Source organism: Levilactobacillus suantsaiihabitans (assembly GCF_004745505.1).
Taxonomy (GTDB): Bacteria; Bacillota; Bacilli; order Lactobacillales; family Lactobacillaceae; genus Levilactobacillus; species Levilactobacillus suantsaiihabitans.
On sequence record NZ_RKLX01000016.1, the window covers coordinates 1 to 18,368 of the forward strand.

Annotated in this window: 15 protein-coding genes; 3 read left to right on the top strand and 12 right to left on the bottom strand. The window is 54.8% G+C overall.

Annotated features, from left to right (window positions below):
* Nucleotides 1-207: 207 nt before the first annotated feature.
* From EGT51_RS09330 to mnmA, 5 genes are all read right to left on the bottom strand, one after another.
* Nucleotides 208-1,194 (bottom strand): ribose-phosphate diphosphokinase, encoded by a 987-nt coding sequence (locus EGT51_RS09330; RefSeq protein ID WP_135368447.1) that lies wholly within the window; start codon nt 1,192-1,194, stop codon nt 208-210.
* 315 nt (nt 1,195-1,509) lie between these two features.
* On the bottom strand, nt 1,510-4,044 hold the full coding sequence (recD2, locus tag EGT51_RS09335; RefSeq protein ID WP_135368448.1) for an SF1B family DNA helicase RecD2: 2,535 nt from the start codon (nt 4,042-4,044) through the stop codon (nt 1,510-1,512).
* Nucleotides 4,045-4,059: 15 nt separating this feature from the next.
* Entirely contained in the window at nt 4,060-4,743 is a 684-nt protein-coding gene (locus tag EGT51_RS09340; RefSeq protein ID WP_135368449.1) for a tetratricopeptide repeat protein, read from the bottom strand.
* 8 nt (nt 4,744-4,751) lie between these two features.
* Nucleotides 4,752-5,411, bottom strand: a complete 660-nt coding sequence (locus EGT51_RS09345) for a histidine phosphatase family protein (RefSeq protein ID WP_167850185.1) — start codon at nt 5,409-5,411, stop codon at nt 4,752-4,754.
* Between the two features lie 856 nt (nt 5,412-6,267).
* Nucleotides 6,268-7,395 (bottom strand): tRNA 2-thiouridine(34) synthase MnmA, encoded by a 1,128-nt coding sequence (gene mnmA / locus EGT51_RS09350; protein WP_125577036.1) that lies wholly within the window; start codon nt 7,393-7,395, stop codon nt 6,268-6,270.
* 232 nt (nt 7,396-7,627) lie between these two features.
* Here mnmA and EGT51_RS09355 point away from each other — a divergent pair, with 232 nt between their 5' ends.
* From EGT51_RS09355 to EGT51_RS09365, 3 genes are read left to right on the top strand one after another with little or no spacing between them, the layout of a single operon-like run.
* Nucleotides 7,628-8,593, top strand: coding sequence for an ABC transporter ATP-binding protein (locus EGT51_RS09355; protein ID WP_167850182.1), 966 nt, complete (start codon nt 7,628-7,630; stop codon nt 8,591-8,593).
* Complete coding sequence (locus EGT51_RS09360; RefSeq protein ID WP_135368452.1) at nt 8,590-9,366, top strand: ABC-2 family transporter protein; 777 nt, start codon at nt 8,590-8,592, stop codon at nt 9,364-9,366. Before EGT51_RS09355 ends, EGT51_RS09360 begins: the two co-directional genes overlap by 4 nt.
* Nucleotides 9,359-10,126, top strand: a complete 768-nt coding sequence (locus tag EGT51_RS09365; RefSeq protein WP_135368453.1) for an ABC transporter permease — start codon at nt 9,359-9,361, stop codon at nt 10,124-10,126. Before EGT51_RS09360 ends, EGT51_RS09365 begins: the two co-directional genes overlap by 8 nt.
* 495 nt (nt 10,127-10,621) lie before the next feature.
* Here EGT51_RS09365 and EGT51_RS09370 read toward each other — a convergent pair whose 3' ends face one another.
* From EGT51_RS09370 to ileS, 7 genes are all read right to left on the bottom strand, one after another.
* Nucleotides 10,622-10,966 carry a DUF1831 domain-containing protein gene (locus tag EGT51_RS09370; protein WP_125577038.1) on the bottom strand — a complete coding sequence of 115 codons (345 nt, stop codon included), beginning with the start codon at nt 10,964-10,966 and terminating at the stop codon, nt 10,622-10,624.
* A gap of 1 nt (nt 10,967) precedes the next feature.
* Complete coding sequence (locus EGT51_RS09375) at nt 10,968-12,092, bottom strand: cysteine desulfurase family protein (protein WP_404819926.1); 1,125 nt, start codon at nt 12,090-12,092, stop codon at nt 10,968-10,970.
* 99 nt (nt 12,093-12,191) lie between these two features.
* The gene (locus EGT51_RS09380; protein ID WP_135368455.1) at nt 12,192-12,884 is read right to left on the bottom strand and encodes a 5'-methylthioadenosine/adenosylhomocysteine nucleosidase; all 693 of its coding nucleotides are present in this window, start codon (nt 12,882-12,884) and stop codon (nt 12,192-12,194) included.
* Nucleotides 12,885-13,464: 580 nt separating this feature from the next.
* Nucleotides 13,465-13,764: a hypothetical protein gene (locus tag EGT51_RS09385; RefSeq protein ID WP_135368456.1), complete on the bottom strand. Its 300-nt coding sequence runs from the start codon at nt 13,762-13,764 to the stop codon at nt 13,465-13,467.
* Between the two features lie 9 nt (nt 13,765-13,773).
* A complete protein-coding gene (locus tag EGT51_RS09390; protein ID WP_135368457.1) occupies nt 13,774-14,316 on the bottom strand; it encodes an NUDIX hydrolase in 543 nt (180 codons plus the stop codon).
* Complete coding sequence (locus EGT51_RS09395; protein WP_135368458.1) at nt 14,316-14,543, bottom strand: cold-shock protein; 228 nt, start codon at nt 14,541-14,543, stop codon at nt 14,316-14,318. The genes EGT51_RS09390 and EGT51_RS09395 overlap by 1 nt, the downstream gene beginning before the upstream one ends.
* Before the next feature lie 713 nt (nt 14,544-15,256).
* The gene (ileS, locus tag EGT51_RS09400; RefSeq protein ID WP_135368459.1) at nt 15,257-18,070 is read right to left on the bottom strand and encodes an isoleucine--tRNA ligase; all 2,814 of its coding nucleotides are present in this window, start codon (nt 18,068-18,070) and stop codon (nt 15,257-15,259) included.
* Between the last annotated feature and the right edge of the window lie 298 nt (nt 18,071-18,368).

Genomic DNA, 18,368 nt, shown 5'->3' on the forward strand with positions numbered 1-18,368 from the left:
AACTTCCACTACAGAATACAGATTGAATTCAATATTCGGGTCCAAAAAAGAGGCCCAATTCGTAAGTGAATTGAACCTCTCAAATTCTCCCCATCAACACCGGTTGACAAAGAGCCATTTCTTTGGCACCCGCTACAATCTGAGCCCACAAAAATAACGGCATCACCGCTATCCCTTGGGAGGCGCTGATGCCGCTATCACTTTAATTTATTGTTTTTGCCGACCGGGCACCTTGGTAAACAAGGAGTCGACGGGTTCTTCATGGTAAATCAGGTCGATGGCCTTACCGAACATCTCACCGACAGACATGATGGCAAATTTATCGCTTTGTTTGTCCTCTGGTAATTGAATCGAGTCGGTAATGACGACCTTCTTCAACACGGATTCGTTGATGCGTTGGGTCGCGTCACCGGACAAGACGGCGTGTGTGGCGGCCGCGTAAACGTCGGCGGCACCAGCCTTCTTCAAGGCATCGGCAGACACCGTGATCCGGATGGCCGTGTCAATGATGTCATCGACCAAAATGGCGTGTTTGCCCTGCACATCCCCGATCACCGCTTCTGGATGAGCGGCATTTTCCGTATCGGAACGGTTGTCGATAATCGCAATCGGTGCGCCCAACAATTCAGCCAGCCGCCGGGCCCGACTCACACCGGCATGGTCAGGTGCCACCACGACGATGTCTTCGTCCGCCAGACCGGTGTTTTCTTCAAAGTAGCTAGTCAATAACCGGTCACTTTGCAGGTGGTCAACCGGAATATCGAAGAAGCCTTGCAGCTGAGCCGCGTGCAGGTCCAACGCAATGACCCGGTTGACACCGTCCATTTGCATCAACGACGCAATCAACTTGGCCGTGATGGGTTCGCGGGACCGCGCTTTGCGGTCGGCCCGTGAGTAACCGTAGTACGGGACGACCACGTTGATCTTTTCTGCGCTTGCCCGCCGTGCAGCATCCACCATGATCAACAGTTCCATCAGGTTCGTGTTCACGGGATCGGAAACGGATTGAATCAGGAACAATTCATCCCCCCGGATACTTTCGTCAATACTGATCTGAATCTCACCGTCACTAAAATGCTTGATTGTCGCCTTGCCCAGTTCCACCCCGGCCGCCTTCGCAATCTTTTCTGCGAGTGGACGGTTGGAATTCAACGCAAAGACTTTCATTCTACCAGCTTCGACGTGTTCTGCCATAACAGCCTCCCTGTGGGATCACCACAAAATTCATCTATTTTCTGTTCTTATTATCGCAATCTTTTCTTGGAAACGCAACGGTTGGCACCGCGATTTTCTGATTGTCTTTAGGTTAAGCGCTAAAAGTTGAAAGACGAAAATCAGCTGGAACCATTGTGATCATGCAACTCACGGTATCAAAAATAGTCGTTTACAGCCTCACAACTCGACCTGGTCGCCTACCATTCGCCAAATATGGGTTGGCACGCTGGCTGACGCAGACGCCTAGTTTCACCAATTTTAGGTATTGGCATCCCATCGTTACGGCAACCAACACTAACCTTGCGACGCCGTTGGCATAAATTGTTGCGGCGACACGCCTTGCATGCCGATCATGGGGTCGATTTGGCGGCTCAACACCAGTTCTGGCGTCAAGCGGTAATCCTTAGGCGTGTTCGATGCTGGTGTTTCGGTAGCCGTGGGGGTCGTCGCCGCTGCTGCATCAGGCGATGCGTCAGTTGTTACGCCATCATCAGCCTCTGGCGTTGCCTTCACCTTTTCTTGGGCCGCAGCCGCGCCATCCGGGTCCAGGACCGTTTGGATGCGCGTCGTCAGCGTGGTGTGCCGGTTGACGGACAGATTGGTGACACAGGCCTCAAAGGCTTGCGGTTCACCGATCAGAATCAACATGTCGGCCGCCCGGGTCACCGCCGTGTACAGCAAGTTTCGCTGGAGCATGCGGTTGTATTGGCCGACCATCGGCAGGATGACCATCTTGAACTCGGACCCCTGCGACTTGTGAATCGACATGCAGTAGGCCAGTGTCAGCCGGTTCCAGTCGTTCTTGGCGTAGGTGACCTCGGTCTGTTCAAAGGCAATCGTCAATTGGTCACTCTTGGCCTTACTGTGCTTGTCATTGGCCAAATCGATTCCGGTGATGACACCGATATCGCCGTTGAACACGTTATTTTCCGGACTGTTGACCAGGTGCAAGACCTTGTCGCCAATGCGAAATTTTTGATTGCGGAAGGTAACTTCCTTTTGGCGCTCGGATTTTTTCGGATTCAAAATGTCTTGGAGCACCACGTTCAACCGGTCAATGCCGGCCGAGCCACGATACATGGGCGCCAGCACCTGAATATCACTGGCGCTGAAGCCCTTGGCGTGGGCCTTACCCACGATTTGGTCGATGACATTTTCCACCTGATTGGCGTGACAGGCAATGAACGAGCGGTCCTTTTGGTTTTGCGTGAAGTCCGCCGGTAGCCGGCCCGCCTTGATGGCGTGGGCCAGTGGGATGATGGACGAGCCATCCCCCTGCCGGTAGATCGTATCCAGCTGAATCTTCTGCAGTTGGTCGCTGGCCAACAGGTCGTGAAAGACCTGGCCCGGCCCCACGGAAGGTAGCTGATCCTTATCACCCACTAAAATGACCTGCATACCAATCGGCACGGCCTTCAACAGCGTCTTCATCAGATACACGTCGACCATGGAGACCTCGTCGATGATCAACAGACCACCTTCTAAGTCGTTGGTTGCCGCCTCATCGGGTTCAGCTTCGCGTCCCGTCAATCCCAAGAGCCGGTGAATCGTGCTGGCTGGTAAGCCGGTCGACTCACTCATACGCTTGGCGGCCCGACCCGTCGGCGCTGCCAACAGAATCGGGAATGGTTTGTCCTTGTATTCGTTGATGTCTAACGAGACCTCGTGCAGCCGCGCATACAGGTTGACCAGGCCGCGAATGATGGTGGTCTTCCCGGTCCCGGGCCCCCCCGTCAGTAACATGACCTTAGCCTGGATGGCGGCGGTCAGCGCGGCGGTTTGCGACTCGTCGTACACGATGTCGTTTTGTTTTTCAACGATGCGTAATTGCTTATGAATCGCGTCTTCAGTAAACTCAGCCGGCGTGTCATCGCCCTTCAAGAGCCGTTGGAGGTGTTCGGCGACCTGCCATTCCGCGTCATAGAGGGATTTCAAATAAATGCGCTGGTCATCGCCGACCACCTTTTGTTGCTTGGCTAATTCGAGCAGTTGGTCGGCCAACTTGCTGGGGTCGAGCCGCACGTTGCGGGCATTTTCCAGTAGGCTCAAGGCGTTGGCCAGCAACGGTTTGGCCGTGGTATAGGTGTCCCCATTAGCCACCGATAGGTCGTTGAGTGTTTGTAACAGCCCCGCCTGCAAGCGTTCCGGCTTATCGGCCGCATATCCCAGTTGCGTGGCAATCTGGTCAGCCCGCCGAAAGCTGACCCCGTTGATGTCCTCGGCCAATTGGTAGGGATTTTCGTGAATGACGTCGAGCGTTTTTTCCTGATACCGGTTGTAAATGGCCGCCGCCAGAGTACTGCCGAAGCCGTAACCGTTAAGGCCGATGATGATCTGCTCCATGCCGTTGTTGGTCTGAAGCTGACTGACCAGCGTGGCGGAGACCTTGGCCGACAAGCCCAGCGGTTGGAGCACGGCCGAATCGTTCAAGATTTTTTCAATCGCGTTGGTCCCTAAAGCGTCCACGATCTTTTCGGCCGTCTTCTTGCCCAAGCCAGGAAAGTCTTCGCCACTGAGGTAGGCCACAACGCCGCTACGGGTAGTTGGCGTCTCGTTTTGGTAATTATCCGCCTGAAATTGCACACCGTACTTGGGGTGCTCCACGCGTTTGCCGGTGAACCGGTACGTCACGTCGTCCTTGATGTCGGCGAAGTTCCCGGTCACCACGATTTCGTCTTCGTGCCAGTCTAAGCTGGTCTCGGACACCTTGACCAGCATCACCTTGTAAAAGCTGTCGTTGCTGGCAAAAAAGACCGCACTGACGGTGCCGACCACGTAATCGGCCTGCTTCGTCTCATCCGCAAATAAATTGAGTGATTCGGTTGCCATCTGCTAGTCTCTCCTTTACGACGGGTCTTTAGGTTGCCGCTGTGCTTGCACGAAGCGTTCGATGTCGGCCAAGCGCTTTTGGCCTTTTTCAAAATAAGTGGGATCCAATTGCTTGGCGCGTGCGAAGTAGTCCTGGTAGGCTTCGCCCTGAACCATGGCGACCAGCCCGCGGTCAAATTGCGCGTGGCCGTTCTGCGGGTCTAAGGCCAAGACTTGGTCGTAGTATTGTGCGGCTTGGGCCATGTTGCCCAGGGCCAACAGGTTTTCGGCCATAACCTGAAGGGTCGCCTCGTCTTTGGGCTGGCTTCCCAATGCGGTCAACGCAAAGGCCAGCGCCCGTTTGTGGTCGCCGTTGGCCATGTAACTTTGGGCCAGCATCAAGTAACCGGCGCCCTTCCACTGGTCGTCCAACTGGTCAAACTGTTGAATGGCCTTGGGATAGTCTTGCGCAGCGTAGTACACGTTACCCAGGCCGTAGCGCAACTTCGCCACCGTGGCGGGTTGGGCGTCGAACAGGCCCAGCGCCTTCATTAAGAGTTCCTCGGCTTGGGCGTAGGACTTCAAGTCCACCAACACCGTTGCCAGTTCGTAATAAGCATCCGCATCACCAGGATGGGTGTCGATGCGCTGAACCAATTGGTGGACCAACTGTTCTGATTTCGCCTTTTCTGCTTGGCGGTCAATTTTCTTCTCTGTCATTTTATCACCTAAATCGTATCCGTTGCCGTGGGTTTCGCCGTCAAAAAGCTGGTGTCGTTCCAGTCGATCAAATCGTAATGCTGCCCGTCTTGCGTTTCTAAAATGGTCACGCTGGTATTGCGCAGACCACCGCGTTTCCGCAAATCAGCCAGTGGCGTGCCCAATAAGCCATTGATCTCGGCGTTGAGGGCGGCCCCGTGGCTAAAAATCAAGATGTTATCTTGCGGGGCGGCGTTGGCGGCCACGATCTTTTGGATGGCGGGCGTCATGCGGTCAATGACCTGGGTAAACGTTTCGCCACCGATTTTGGCGGCGTCGTATTGGTCCGGATGGTTGCGAAAGGCGTCTAGTTCGGCCGGAAATTGCTTGCTGACGTCGTCAAAGGCCATCCCCTCCATCTGTCCCAGGTGGAACTCTTCCAGGCGGCTAACCAGCGTTAACGGCACCTGTTGGCCCAGCTCCTTGATGACGTGTTGGGCCGTGACCCGTGCGCGCTTGATGGGACTGGCGTAGGCGTGTGTGAATGGCGTGTCCTTTAAGAACTGGCCGACTTGCACCATCTGCTGGTAGCTTTCCGGCAACAGCGGTGAATCCCCGCCGGCGCCCTGAAAGCGGCCTTCCAGATTCCACTGCGTCTTGCCATGACGAATAAAGTATAGTTTCAAAATTGTTGCCGTCCTTTCCGTGAAGTCACATAGTCTATATTATGCCAGTTTTCGCTGGGTTTTCAAAGGAACTGGCCGGAAAACGGCAAATTTCGGCGAAAAATTTTGCCCTTGGCTACGACATGGCGTTGGTAATGGTCACACGGAGGATACGAGCCGCCTACCGCCTGCTGGATATGAGTTGGAACGCTGAGGGCGCCGGCCCAAGCCAAAGTGCGGTCTTGGCCCTCAAGTTGGAGCCGATAGAGCACGTCTCCAACTTGCCAGTTCCCTAAGCGCCATGGACCACGCCGCTAAGGGAACTCCCACAGCTGAACTCATATCCAGCAGGCTCTCGGCTACGGTAGTGGTTAACGGCAACAATCCACCTAACGTCACACTGTTAGCGGTATTGCGCCAGGAGATTCTGGTCACCGTCCAGTTTGTGCCCACAGGTTTACTAACGAAATCAAACTGCCTTTGGTAACCCCCATCGTCTAGTTCTTAACCATTCCTTTAGACATCATCGTTGTCACGTAACTCGAAACGATAGCCTTGTTGCCAACACGCCGCAATCTGCCGGAGGTCGCCAGGGGTGGAGCCAGCTGTGTCGACGGTGTTACCTGGCGTCGTTTGCCAGGTTACACCGTGGGGCGACTTGGAAGACTCGCGATTTTGGCGAGGCTTTCAAGCGAGCCGGAAGACCGCTTCTCAGGCTGGAGGCGTCCCCCATAGCAGGCGGAACCCTTGGCAGCCGCAGGCAACTGGTCACACCTATTTTTCCAAGTAAGGCGGCCCGTACGGCGCATATCGTTGCCCACGCCAAAAGAGCCTGACCAACCGGCACACTGCCAGCTGATCAGGCTCTCATTTTAACGATTTAGATTAACTGTAACTCACGGTCCTTGTTGTAAGCAGCGTCAATGATGGCGCTCCCCAAGCACTCGTCGCCATTGTAGAAGACAACGGCCTGACCAGGCGTGATGGCCCGGGCGGGATCGTCGAATTCAACGGTGACCTGCTGGCCGTCCTCGCTCAGGTGAACGGTCACGCCGGTATCCTTTTGCCGGTAACGGAACTTGGCCGTGCAGTGGAAGTCACTGCCGCGGTCGATCGTATTGACCCAGTGAATGTCTGAGGCCGACAGATGCGTCGCGTACAGATGTGGATTGTGGTAACCCTTACCCACGTACAAAATGTTCTTGGTCAAGTCTTTCCCAATCACGAACCAAGGCTCGTTATCTTCACCGTCGCCACCAATACCTAAGCCGCGACGCTGACCGATCGTGTAGTACATCAATCCGGCGTGGTCACCCTTGACCTCACCGTCGACGGTCATCATCTTGCCGGGCTTGGCTGGCAAGTAGGTGTTCAAGAAGTCCTTGAAGTGACCCTTTTCACCGATAAAGCAGATTCCCATGGAATCCTTCTTATCAGCGGTGGCCAAACCGGCTTCCTTAGCAATCTCACGGACCTGGGGCTTGACCAAGTCACCGATCGGGAACATGACCCGATCCAACTGCTCCGTGGAGAGCTGGCTCAAGAAGTAAGTCTGATCCTTGTTCTGGTCAACGGCGCGCATCAAGTGCGCATCCCCGTTCTCATCACGCGTCAACTGAGCGTAGTGCCCGGTTGCGATGTAGTCGGCACCCAACTCCAAGGCGTAGTCCAAGAAGGCCTTGAACTTGATCTCTTTGTTGCAGATAACGTCTGGGTTCGGCGTCCGACCCTTTTTGTACTCATCCAAGAAGTACGTGAACACACGGTCCCAGTACTCCTTTTCAAAGTTGACGGAGTAGTAAGGAATGCCGATTTGTGAGGCAACCTTGGCTACGTCCTTGTAGTCTTCCGTGGCGGTACAAACACCATTTTCGTCCGTATCGTCCCAATTCTTCATGAAGACGCCGATCACGTCGTAGCCCTGCTGCTTCAAGCGCAAAGCGACAACGGAGGAATCGACCCCGCCACTCATACCAACGACAACCCGTGTTTGGCTGTTGTCCTGCATGATATCACCATCATTTCTCTCAGATTCTGGAGAATCTACGATTTGAAGGTCGCATAAATCCAGTATGGCCTAGTTTACCCATTTTGCCCTGCTTTTGCAAGCCTGGCGTTTCTTATCACCAATTGGTCCCTTAGCGCGACATTTTCCGGGGCAAATTGACCACCCCCAGGACAAAGGTGTATAGTTAAAAATATATTAAAATTCAATTAGTAATTAATTAGAGGTGATTCCCGTGACAGAACCCATCATTACCATCGATCACGTCAGTTTTGATTACGTGACCTATACCAAACAAAGCGGCCTTAGTGGCAGCTGGCACGATTTATTTCACCGGCAAAAACAGCGCGTGCCCGCCGTTCAAAACGTATCCTTACAGGTAGCGCCGGGCGAAATTCTCGGCCTCCTGGGCGCCAACGGAGCGGGTAAGACGACGCTGATCAAATTGATGACCGGCATCTTGCCCGTCCGTGCCGGGTCGCTACAGTTGTTAGACGACCAGCACCCCTTTCAAAAACGCCCGGCCTTTTTGCGTCGCATCGGCGTGATGCTCAGCCAAAAGAGTCAGCTGGCGTGGGACCTGCCGCCGTTGGACACACTGGTGCTCTTGCGTGAGATCTACCAGGTACCCCATGACCGGTTCACCGACTGGCTGGCCTTTCTCACCGACCAACTGGCCGTGACCGCTCAGCTGAAGGTCCCCGTGCGCAAGTTGTCCTTGGGGCAGCGCATCAAATTTGAACTGATCTGTGCGCTGATCCACACCCCTGAGATCTTATTTCTCGACGAGCCGACCATTGGCATCGACGTCAGTAGCCAGGCCAACATCTACCGCTTCTTGCAACAGCTCAACCGAGACACCCAGATGACCATCATCTTGACCAGCCACAATACCAAGGACATTGAGGCGCTGGCACAACGGGTCGCCGTCATCAACCACGGCCGCAAGATCTTCGAGGGCACGCCCAATGGGTTGATCGCCCAATACGCATCGGCCGCCACCCTGGAAGTCGTGACCGACGCGCCGCTGACCACGCTCCCCGCGCACGTAACGCAAGTGGCTGACAGTCAATACCTGGTCGATGCGGCTGCCCTTACGACGCTGCCCATCGACCCGCAGCACATCCTCAGCGTCCACCGGCGTAACGGTAACCTGGACGACATTTTGACCCGACTCTTTTCTCAGGAGGTGGCGCCATGAGTTATTGGCAAACGTTTCAAAATGCCTTGACCACCACGTTAACCTACCGCGGCAACCTGGTGTTACGGCTGCTCACCGTGAGCGTGGAAATCGCCGTGGCCAGCTTCATGTGGTTGGCCGTCTACCGCTTCAGTGGCCAGGACAACGTCGCCGGCATCGGGTCCTCCCAAATGGTCGTCTACCTGGCGGTGGTCAACGTCTTGGCCCTGATCTTCTCGGCCAGTCCCATTTTCACCCTGAGCGCCTTGATTCGTAACGGTAACCTGTCCGTCATGTTACTGCGGCCAATCAACTACTTTCGACAAAGCTTCTGGACCTACGTCGGCCAAGCCACCCCGTACCTAATCATCTACGGCCTGGCCATCGCTTTCATTAGTCCCGTCTTTCGCCGCGGCTGGGGCTACGGGCTTGCCAGTCTGGGCCTGATCATCCTCACCTACGTCATGTTTTTTTCTTTGATCTCCGGCGTCAGTCTGATCAGCTTCTGGCTGGTCCAGGTCTGGCCTTTGCGACCGGTCCTCAACGCCCTGTTCTTACTGCTCGGCGGCCAAGCCTTTCCGCTACAGATCTTGCCGAGCGCGTGGCGGTGGGTGGCGCTCAACCCCTTTGCCTTAGCGGGTAACCAGCTGACCTTACTCTTGTTGGGCAAACTTTCAGTTCACCAGCTGACCATCGATTTGGCGATGGCCGCGGGGTGGTTAGTCCTGGCGATAGTCGTCGTTAAAGTGGCCGCGGCATTCGTACCTATGAGGGGGTCGGCAGTTAATGGTTAAAATCTATCGTATCCTAGTCAGCCAAAGCCTGGCGGAAACCCTGTCCTATCGGTTCACGGCCGTGTTGACCGCCATCTTTGGCATCTTATTTTACGTCATCGAACTCGTCACCGGGGGCGTGTACTTCTCGTTTACCCCCACCATTTACGGCTGGAATTTTCTGGATTACCTGAATCTGATTACGACCGCCAACCTGATCAGCTACCTGTACCAATTTCTCTTCGTCGCCGGGCACGAAGACCTGGTCGACCAAATCCTAGACGGCAACCTGGACTATTCGCTATTGCGGCCCGTAAACGCCTATTGGTTCCACGCCAGCTACCGGGTTGACTTCCCCTCACTGGTGACCCTGGTCCTTACGGCGGGCATCGAAACGGGGATCCTCCTGAAACTCCAGCCGACCCCATTGAACCTACTGGGGTATCTGGCAGCCGTCATCGTGGGCGTGGCCTTTGTCTTTGCCCTCAATCAAATCGTCGTGACCGCTGCCTTTTGGATCGACGGCATGACGGCGCTAGACGGGTTGCCCGAATACCTCATGTCCGCGTCGGCCCGACCGGCGAAAATCTACCCGCGGCTGTTACAACAACTCTTCTTGTGGGTCATCCCCTCACTGGCCATCACCAACGTGCCGGCACAGTTCGGTCACAACCGGCCGAGCTGGCTGCTCGCATGGTCGGCGCTGGTGACCGGTGTCTTACTGGGGCTTTCCTATTGGGAATGGCGCCGGGGCCTACTGCGCTACGTCTCCGCTAACTGAGCCTTCTGGCGATACCCGGGGCTATATGGCCGCCTACCGTTGCGCGAAAATGGGCTGGAACACAGTGGGCGGACCGGTCGAGCCAAAGAACGGTCTCGCCCTCGCTTTGAGCCGGAAACCACGTCTCAAAGACGCCAGTTCCCTAAGTGGCACAACCCGCCGCTAAGGGAACTCCCACGGCTGAGCCCATTTTCGCTCCACTCTCGGCTAAGTGAGCGCATCTCACCAACGCCGACAGCTATTAGCCGGATCAGTTGTTACTGGTTGGCAGCCGTCGCCATGCTTGCCCAAATCTAATCATCGGCCACTCTTACAGACGAAGAATGGCGACGACGTATCTGAGCAGGCAGCCCGATTTGTGGAATGCCTGGCATCAGTCAGCACTGGTCTCTACAATCTTCAAGCCGGGGGAAGTTGTCATCAGCCCATATTATCAGAAACCAAAAAATTGCCTGTCAGTGGTTAATCCCTGACAAGCAATTTTTTTAATTGGCGCTAATCTTTTTTCTTTAAAATTTCGCGGTCAATCAAGTTTTGTAAGATAAAGTGGTATTGTTCCACGTTACCCTCAGCATGAGAACCCTTGAAGATGTTGACGCGGGCGTTGCCTGAGGCGTTAGTAGTGGACATCTTGAAGCCGCTGAGGTCCTTAGCCACGACCACCTTGAGCATTTGATTCTTGTTGTACGGTGACGTCGGGTCGACCGAGCGTTCCAGCGTGTAGTTGCCGGCATTTGAGACTTGGAAGCCGACATCCTTCAACGCGTACGGCTTGATGTTGGGGTGTAACACGTAGGTATCCGTATCCCCCGTAACCTTCATTTCTTTTTCAAACAACATGTTACTTCACCTCTGTCTTTGAAAGTCGCTGAACGATGGCACTCACGTTCTTCACGAAAGCGTCGATGTCAGCGCTAGTCGTTTGGCTCCCAAAGGATAACCGAATCGACTCGGCAATCCGGGGACTGTCTTCGCCAAACATGGCGGTCAACACGTGTGACGGTTCGATGGAACCCGCCGTGCAGGCCGACCCGCCGGACACGGCAATGCCCGCCAGATCCAGGTTCGTTTGCATCACATAGGTTGAAATGCCCTTGATCCAAATGTTCAAGACGTGTTCCAAGTTGTCACCGGTCAATGAGCCATTGATTTCAAAATCAACGCCATTATCCTTGAGGCCTTGAACGACTTGTTCCTTAAAGCCGTGGAAGCGCGCCCGTTTTTCGGCCTTGACTTCCGGTGTCAACAGCTTAGCGGCGACCGCCATACCGGCAATGGCTGGTACGTTTTCAGTCCCGGCCCGCCGCTTTTCTTCTTGATCGCCCCCCTTGATCAAGCTAGGGAAGTTGACCCCTTCGCGCTTGTACAAGAAGCCGATCATCTTGGGACCGTTGATCTTGTGTGCGGACGTCGACAACATGTCGATGTGGTCGCGTTGCACGTCGATGTCCAGGGACCCGTAGGCCTGCACGGCATCGGTGTGGAACCAAGCCTGGTGGTCCTTTAAAATCTCACCAATTTCATGAATCGGCATCCGACTGCCGACCTCGTTGTTGCCCATCATGATGGTCACGAGAATCGTGTCGTCACGCAAGGCGGCCTTGAAATCATCCAGGCTGATGCGCCCGTGCTCGTCAACGGGCAGGTAGGTCACGTCAAAGCCTTGTTCCTCTAAGGCATGGAGTGGCCGTAAGACCGCCTCATGCTCGATGGCCGTGGTGATGATGTGCTTACCCAAATTTTGGCGAGCCATCGCCGTTTGGGTGATCGCCGTATTGTCACTTTCGCTCCCACCACTGGTGAAGATGATCTCCTCATCGTGCGCCGCGTTGATGCTCTTAGCAATCACCTGGCGGCTGTTTTCCATGACCGTGTGCGCCTGACGACCTAAGCCGTACAGCGTTGAGGCGTTGCCGTAGACGTTAGCCATCTTATCGACCATCTCATTTAAAACCTCCGGGGCCATCGGTGTGGTGGCCGCGTTGTCCAGGTAGATTTCCCGGACGGCATTACTATTATCAATGTGAATCTCTTGCACCCTAAAAACCTCCTGAATGGACCTGTGCTAGTTCTGTGCTGCTAGCAAGGCCAGTAACATTTGTGCAGAGCGGTGCCCCGCGTCAATAATAAAATCATCAAAGTTTACGCCGGAATCGTTGTCGGCGTTATCGGACATGGCCCGGACCACAACGTACGGCACGTCAAATTGGTGCGCCACTTGGCCCACGGCGGCCCCTTCCATTTCACCGGACAAGGCGTCTGGGAAATGCCCCATGATGTCCTTGATGGTCTCGGGACTGTTTAAGAATTGGTCCCCAGACACGATCAGGCCCAACTTGGTCTTCAAGCCCGTGTTGGCCGCAGCCGCCACGATTTTTTCGCCCCATTCTTTGGACGCTTCAAACCGCGCCGGTTGTTGCGGCAATTGGCCGTATTCGTAGCCAAAGGCCCGCGCATCGGCATCATGGTAGGCCGTTTCGGTGGAAACCACCACGTCGCCAATGTTCAAGTCTGGTGCCAAGGCCCCAGCGGAACCAGAGTTGATGACGAGGTCCACGTCAAATTGGGTAATCAGTAAGGCCGTGGTCAAACCGGCTTCGACTTTACCAATACCGGACCGGACTAAGACCACGTCTTGATTGTGAATGGTCCCTTGATAAAATTCCAACCCGTGAATGCTGGTCGTTTGGGCGTTATCGAGTGCTTCGTGCAGTTCCTTGATTTCTTCTTCCATGGCGCAGAGAATGCCAAATGTCATGTCTTGTGTCCACTCCTATTCATTTTGTCTTTTCATCTTTTATACTGTTCTAGTATTCCGCCTGCCGTTGCGCGAACCGATAGCGCAGGCCTCGCCAGTTACCTGCGGCTGCCAGGGATTCCGCCTGCTATGGGGAACGCCTCCAGCCTGAGGGAGCGGTCTTCCGGCTCGCTTTGAAGGCTGGCAAAACCCGTCAGTCTCCAAAGTCGTCCCACGCTGTAAGCCGGCAAAAGACGCCAGCTAACACCGTCGACACAGCTGGCTCCACCCCTGACCTCCTCCGGCACGATGGGATGCTGACAGTCAAATCGGGACAGTCATGGCTGCCGGCGTGGCTCACCGATTGTTGGTCTAACATTATCGGTGAGTACTACTGTAGCCGAGAGTGGAGCGAAAATGGGCTCAGCCGTGGGAGTTTGCTTAGTGGCACGATTCATGCCGCTTAGCAAACTGGCGTCTTTGAGACGTGGTTCCCGGCTCAAAGCGAGGGCGAGACCGCTCTTTGGCTCGACCGGTCCGCCCACCGCGTTCCAGCCCATTTTCGCGCAACGGTAGGCGGCAGCTAATATCATCCTAATCTTTAGTCTAAAAAGAACAGGATCAAATACACAGCCACGATCAGGAGAACCAGCCAGAAGATGGCCCAGTTGAGGCGCCGCTTGAGCCGATTTTGTTTACTGTCGGCCGGACTGATGCGCTGTTCGCTGCCGTTGTCCTCTTCGTCTGGTTGGTCCCCACCGTGGTTGCGGGCGTATTCCTTTTCGACCTGGACCCGCTTGCGGTCGCGTTCTTGGAACTCCCTTTCGGCGCGTTCCTGTTCTCGGCGGTAATCCGCGCGGGTCTTGGGTTGTTGACTGTCTTGCTCGTCATCTGGACGCATTGCTGTCACCTACTTCTGTAATAGCCAGTAATAGATGGCCGTAATCGTCTTGGCGTCGTTGATTTCGCCGCTGTCGATCATAGCCTTGGCCTGGTCTTTGGTGACCGTTAAAAGCTCCAGGTTTTCACCTTGGTCGCGTGGTAATTCCGTCGTGACCGGCTTTAAATCGGTTGCCAAAAAGAGCGTCATGTATTCATCAGAAAACCCAACGCTGGAATAAAAACCGGTAATTCGTTTTAAATTGCCCGGTTGATACCGAATCTCTTCATTGAGCTCACGCATCACGGCGTGTTCCACGTTGTCCGCATCCCGACTGTCCAATTTACCAGCGGGAATCTCCAGCGTGGTGGCCGCGATAGGCGCCCGCCATTGCCGTTCCAAAATCATTTTATTGTCAGCGGTCAGGGCTAAAATGCCCACGGCCCCGGCATGCCGCACGATTTCTCGCGTCGCGGTGTCACCGTTGGGCAGCCGCACCTGTTGGCGTTCCAGCTTTACGATGACACCATCATACAATTCTTCCGTTGACTCAACGTGTTCTTCCAAATCCATCATTCCGCCTCCTCGCTACTTCCCGTCACAACGGGGGTAACTTTTGCCGCTTGGAGACCACGCATGCCTTGAACAATCACAAATTGCACGGTTTGGCCCGCTTCAAGCTTCTTGAACCCTTCACCGACAATGGCCGTGTAGTACACGAACACGTCGCCGTCTGCGGGCGTGGTGATGAACCCAAAACCGCGTTGTTCACTGTAACTCTTTACTTTTCCGGTTAACATGCTTGATTCCTCCCATACATAGTCCAAATTATACTCGCTTGACCAGTCGACCGCAAACAATGGTCCTCCACTTCGCATTTCCTTTTAAAATAGTTATCCTCATCCTGCCTGACGTTGCGCGAAAATGCTGCACTCATCTCGCTAGACGCCTACGGTTGCCACACTGGTTTAGCTGGCCGCCTTGCCGTTCGCTAGAGATGAGTTGGAACGCTGAGGGCGGACGGGGCGAGCCAAAGGACGGTCTCGCCGCCTCGCTTTGAGCCGAAAAGCCCGTCTCAAAGACGCCAGTACCCTAAGCGCCGTAAACCGCGCCGCTAAGGGAACTCCCACAGCTGAACTCATCTCTAGCGAACTATCGGCTACTGTAGTGGTGGTCAACAACGCTGATACCGCTGACAAGTCCGCAACCGTGTCAATTGGGCAACGCACAACCATGCCGGAGGTCGCCAGGGGTGGCGCCAGCTGTGGCGACGGTGTTGGCTGAGGGTTTTTCTCAGCCTACACCGTGGGGCGACTTGAAAGACTCGTGGGTCTTGCGAGGCTTGCAAGCGAGCCGGAAGACCGCCTCTCAGGCTGGAGGCGTCCCCCATAGCAGGCAGAACCCCTGGCAGCCGCAGGCAACGGGTTTACACCATTGGCAAGGCAGACAGACCCCGCAATGGTGCCAAAAAATGCCGGCCACCAAGGACTGGTAGTCGGCATTTCGCTAGTGTTTATTTTTCTTCGAAACCTTCAGTTGCCGTTTCTGGGTAGTTGGCCCGAACGATAGCGGCGCAGCGGGCACAGAAGTGTGGGTAGTCCGAATCACTACCAACGTCTTCCTTGACCAACCGGCAGCGTTCGCAGACCTCACCAGCCGCTGGCGTTACCTTCACAGCCACGTGGTCGAAAGTCAACGCGTCGGCTGGGGCATCCGCCAACTTGGCGATGTCTAAGCCAGAAACCAGGAGAATTTGTTGGACGTTGATGTCTAACTTGTCCAACAAGGCTTGGGTCTCATCATCGACGTACAGATCAAGATGGGCTTCGGCGGCCTTCCCAATCAATTTCGCATCCCGAGCTTCTTCCAACGCCTTCAAGACGTGGCTCCGCAGGTTCATGAAATGATCCCAGGCGGACTTGTGTTCGTCATCTTCGATTTCATTAGCGTCGTCCATGTCCAGTACGGCTGGCATTTCAGCCAATTGGACGAAGTCTTCGGGTTCTTTCAAGAAGCCCCAGATTTCTTCGGCCGTATGCGGCAGGATTGGCGTGATCAGCTTGGTTAAGCTAACCGCGATTTGGTAGAAGACCGTTTGCATTGAGCGCCGGGCTGGACTGTTCTCGGCCTCGATGTACAAGACATCCTTGGCAAAGTCCAGGTAAAAGGCAGACAAGTCGCTGACGACAAAATTGATCAATTCCTTGTAGATGTTCAGGAAGTCAAAGTTGTTGTAGTGGTCTTCCACGCTCTTGGTAAAGGCGTTCAACTTGTACAGCATGTGGCGGTCCACTGCGGCCAATTGGTCAAAGGCCACTGCATCGTGTTCTGGATCAAAATCGCTGGTGTTGGCCAACAGGTAACGCATCGTGTTCCGCAACTTCTTGTAGCTGTCGGAGATCTTCACGAAGGATTCCGTTGAGACCCGCACATCGGCGGAAGTATCCACGGAAGTGACCCAGAGGCGCACGATGTCGGCCCCCATCTTCTTGATGATTTCATCCGGCGCAATCGTGTTTCCGATAGACTTGGACATCTTGTGACCGTCCTTGTCCAACGTAAACCCTTGCGAAACGACCTGCTTGTAAGGCGCCTTGCCGGTCGCGGCCACACTCGTGATCAGACTCGAGTTGAACCAGCCCCGGTATTGGTCGGAACCTTCCAGGTAAAGGTCAGCCGGGAAGTCTAGGTAGTCGCGTTCAGCCAGGACACCCTGGTGAGACGAACCGGAGTCAAACCAAACATCCATGATGTCAGTTTCCTTAGTGAATTCGCCATTTGGTGAGTGTTCGCTGGTAAAGCCTTCTGGTAAGAGGTCCTTGGCGTCACGTTTGAACCAAATGTTGGACCCGTACTTGCCAAACAAGTCAGCCACGTGGTTGACCGTTTCTGGCGTGATAATGGCCTCGCCGTCTTCACCGTAGAAGATTGGGAGCGGCACACCCCAGACCCGTTGCCGGGAAATGACCCAGTCGCCCCGGTCCTTGATCATGTTGGCCAACCGCCGTTTGCCCCAATCTGGTTGGAACTTCACGTCTTTTAAGCTGGCCAAGATTTCATCACGAATCTTGTCGACGGATGCGAACCACTGTGGCGTTGCCCGGAAAATAACCGGCTTCTTGGTCCGCCAGTCGAATGGGTAACTGTGCTCGTATGGCATGTACTTCAGTAAGGCGTTAGCAGCCTTTAACTTGTCCAAAGCAATTTGGTTGGCATCTTCGTAGAACACACCATCAAAATCTTCGCCGGCTTCGGCGGTCATGTACCCTTGATCGTTAACGGGGACTAAGACGGGCAGGTTGTAGAGCTTACCGACGTTGAAGTCATCTTCCCCTAATCCTGGGGCGGTGTGCACCAGCCCGGTCCCGGAATCGGTGGTCACGAAATCACCTAACATGACGACCAACTTACGGTCGGCAATGAATGGGTGTTGGGCAATGATGTTTTCCATCTCTTGGCCCATCACGGTCTTCAAGACCTTCACGTCTTGCCAGCCAAAGCGTTCGGCATTTTCGGCAACCAGGTCACTGGCCAAGACGAATCTCCGGTCTTCGCCAGCGGGTTGGACGACGGCGTATTCGATCCCGGCGTCGATGGTGATCCCTTCAGACCCCGGAATTGTCCAAGGCGTCGTGGTCCAGACGACCAGGTACGTCTTGTCATCCAAGACGCCCTTGCCATCAATGACCTTTTCCCCGTAAAACGCGGATGGTGAGGTCACGTCGTGGTATTCAACTTCGGCTTCCGCCATGGCGGATTCGGAAGACCATGACCAGTAAACGGGCCGCTTGCCCTTGTAGATCAGCCCTCGCTTGGCAAATTCACCAAAGACCCGCACTTCAGCGGCTTCAAATTCTGGCTTCAGGGTCAAGTAAGGCCGATCCCAGTCGGCAGCAACGCCCAAGCGTTTGAACCCGTCACGTTGTAAGTTTACTTGCTTCAACGCATAGTCACGGCACAGGTCACGGAATTCGGCCGTAGACATCTTCTTGCGGTCGTAGCCGGCCTTGGTCAATTGTTGTTCGATTGGCAACCCATGGGTATCCCAACCAGGAACGTAAGGTGCCCGGTAGCCGCTCATGGATTTGAAACGCACGATGATATCCTTTGAGATCTTGTTCATCGCGTGGCCCATATGGATCGGACCGTTGGCGTATGGCGGCCCATCGTGCAGAATAAAGGTCGGTTTCCCTTCATTTAATTTTTGCCGGGCTTCGTAGATCTTGTTTTCAGCCCAGATCTTTTGCCGGTCAACTTCTTTGACAGGTAAATTTCCGCGCATTTTAAACTTGGTCTTACCCAGGTTAAGCGTGTCTTTCACTCGCATACCGTGTTTCCTCCTTAAATTTTTGTTCCTCGGTTGGTGAACCGGTGAGCTCAAGCCATCCGGCCTCAGCTCACCGGTCAACCGACCGTCTTTGTTCGTAGTGCTTTCTGCCGCCTGGCACCATTGGCCAAACCATTGCCTGCGGCTGCCAGGGGTTCCGCCTGCTCTGGGGAACGCCTCCAGCCTGAGGGACGGTCTTCCGGCTCGCTTGAAAGCCTGGCACGAATCGCCAGTCTCCCAAGTCGTCCCACGCTGTAGGCTGAGACAAAACCTCAGCCAACACCGTCGACACAGCTGG

What these genes read in the sequence shown, in the direction of transcription:
- ileS (WP_135368459.1), bottom strand. Translation starts at nt 18,070, where the DNA reads ATGCGAGTGAAAGACACGCTTAACCTGGGTAAGACCAAGTTTAAAATG.
- EGT51_RS09365 (WP_135368453.1), top strand. Translation starts at nt 9,359, where the DNA reads ATGGTTAAAATCTATCGTATCCTAGTCAGCCAAAGCCTGGCGGAAACC.
- mnmA (WP_125577036.1), bottom strand. Translation starts at nt 7,395, where the DNA reads ATGCAGGACAACAGCCAAACACGGGTTGTCGTTGGTATGAGTGGCGGG.
- EGT51_RS09340 (WP_135368449.1), bottom strand. Translation starts at nt 4,743, where the DNA reads ATGACAGAGAAGAAAATTGACCGCCAAGCAGAAAAGGCGAAATCAGAA.
- recD2 (WP_135368448.1), bottom strand. Translation starts at nt 4,044, where the DNA reads ATGGCAACCGAATCACTCAATTTATTTGCGGATGAGACGAAGCAGGCC.
- EGT51_RS09390 (WP_135368457.1), bottom strand. Translation starts at nt 14,316, where the DNA reads ATGGATTTGGAAGAACACGTTGAGTCAACGGAAGAATTGTATGATGGT.
- EGT51_RS09395 (WP_135368458.1), bottom strand. Translation starts at nt 14,543, where the DNA reads ATGTTAACCGGAAAAGTAAAGAGTTACAGTGAACAACGCGGTTTTGGG.
- EGT51_RS09375 (WP_404819926.1), bottom strand. Translation starts at nt 12,092, where the DNA reads ATGGCCCCGGAGGTTTTAAATGAGATGGTCGATAAGATGGCTAACGTC.
- EGT51_RS09385 (WP_135368456.1), bottom strand. Translation starts at nt 13,764, where the DNA reads ATGCGTCCAGATGACGAGCAAGACAGTCAACAACCCAAGACCCGCGCG.
- EGT51_RS09380 (WP_135368455.1), bottom strand. Translation starts at nt 12,884, where the DNA reads ATGACATTTGGCATTCTCTGCGCCATGGAAGAAGAAATCAAGGAACTG.
- EGT51_RS09360 (WP_135368452.1), top strand. Translation starts at nt 8,590, where the DNA reads ATGAGTTATTGGCAAACGTTTCAAAATGCCTTGACCACCACGTTAACC.
- EGT51_RS09370 (WP_125577038.1), bottom strand. Translation starts at nt 10,966, where the DNA reads ATGTTGTTTGAAAAAGAAATGAAGGTTACGGGGGATACGGATACCTAC.
- EGT51_RS09330 (WP_135368447.1), bottom strand. Translation starts at nt 1,194, where the DNA reads ATGGCAGAACACGTCGAAGCTGGTAGAATGAAAGTCTTTGCGTTGAAT.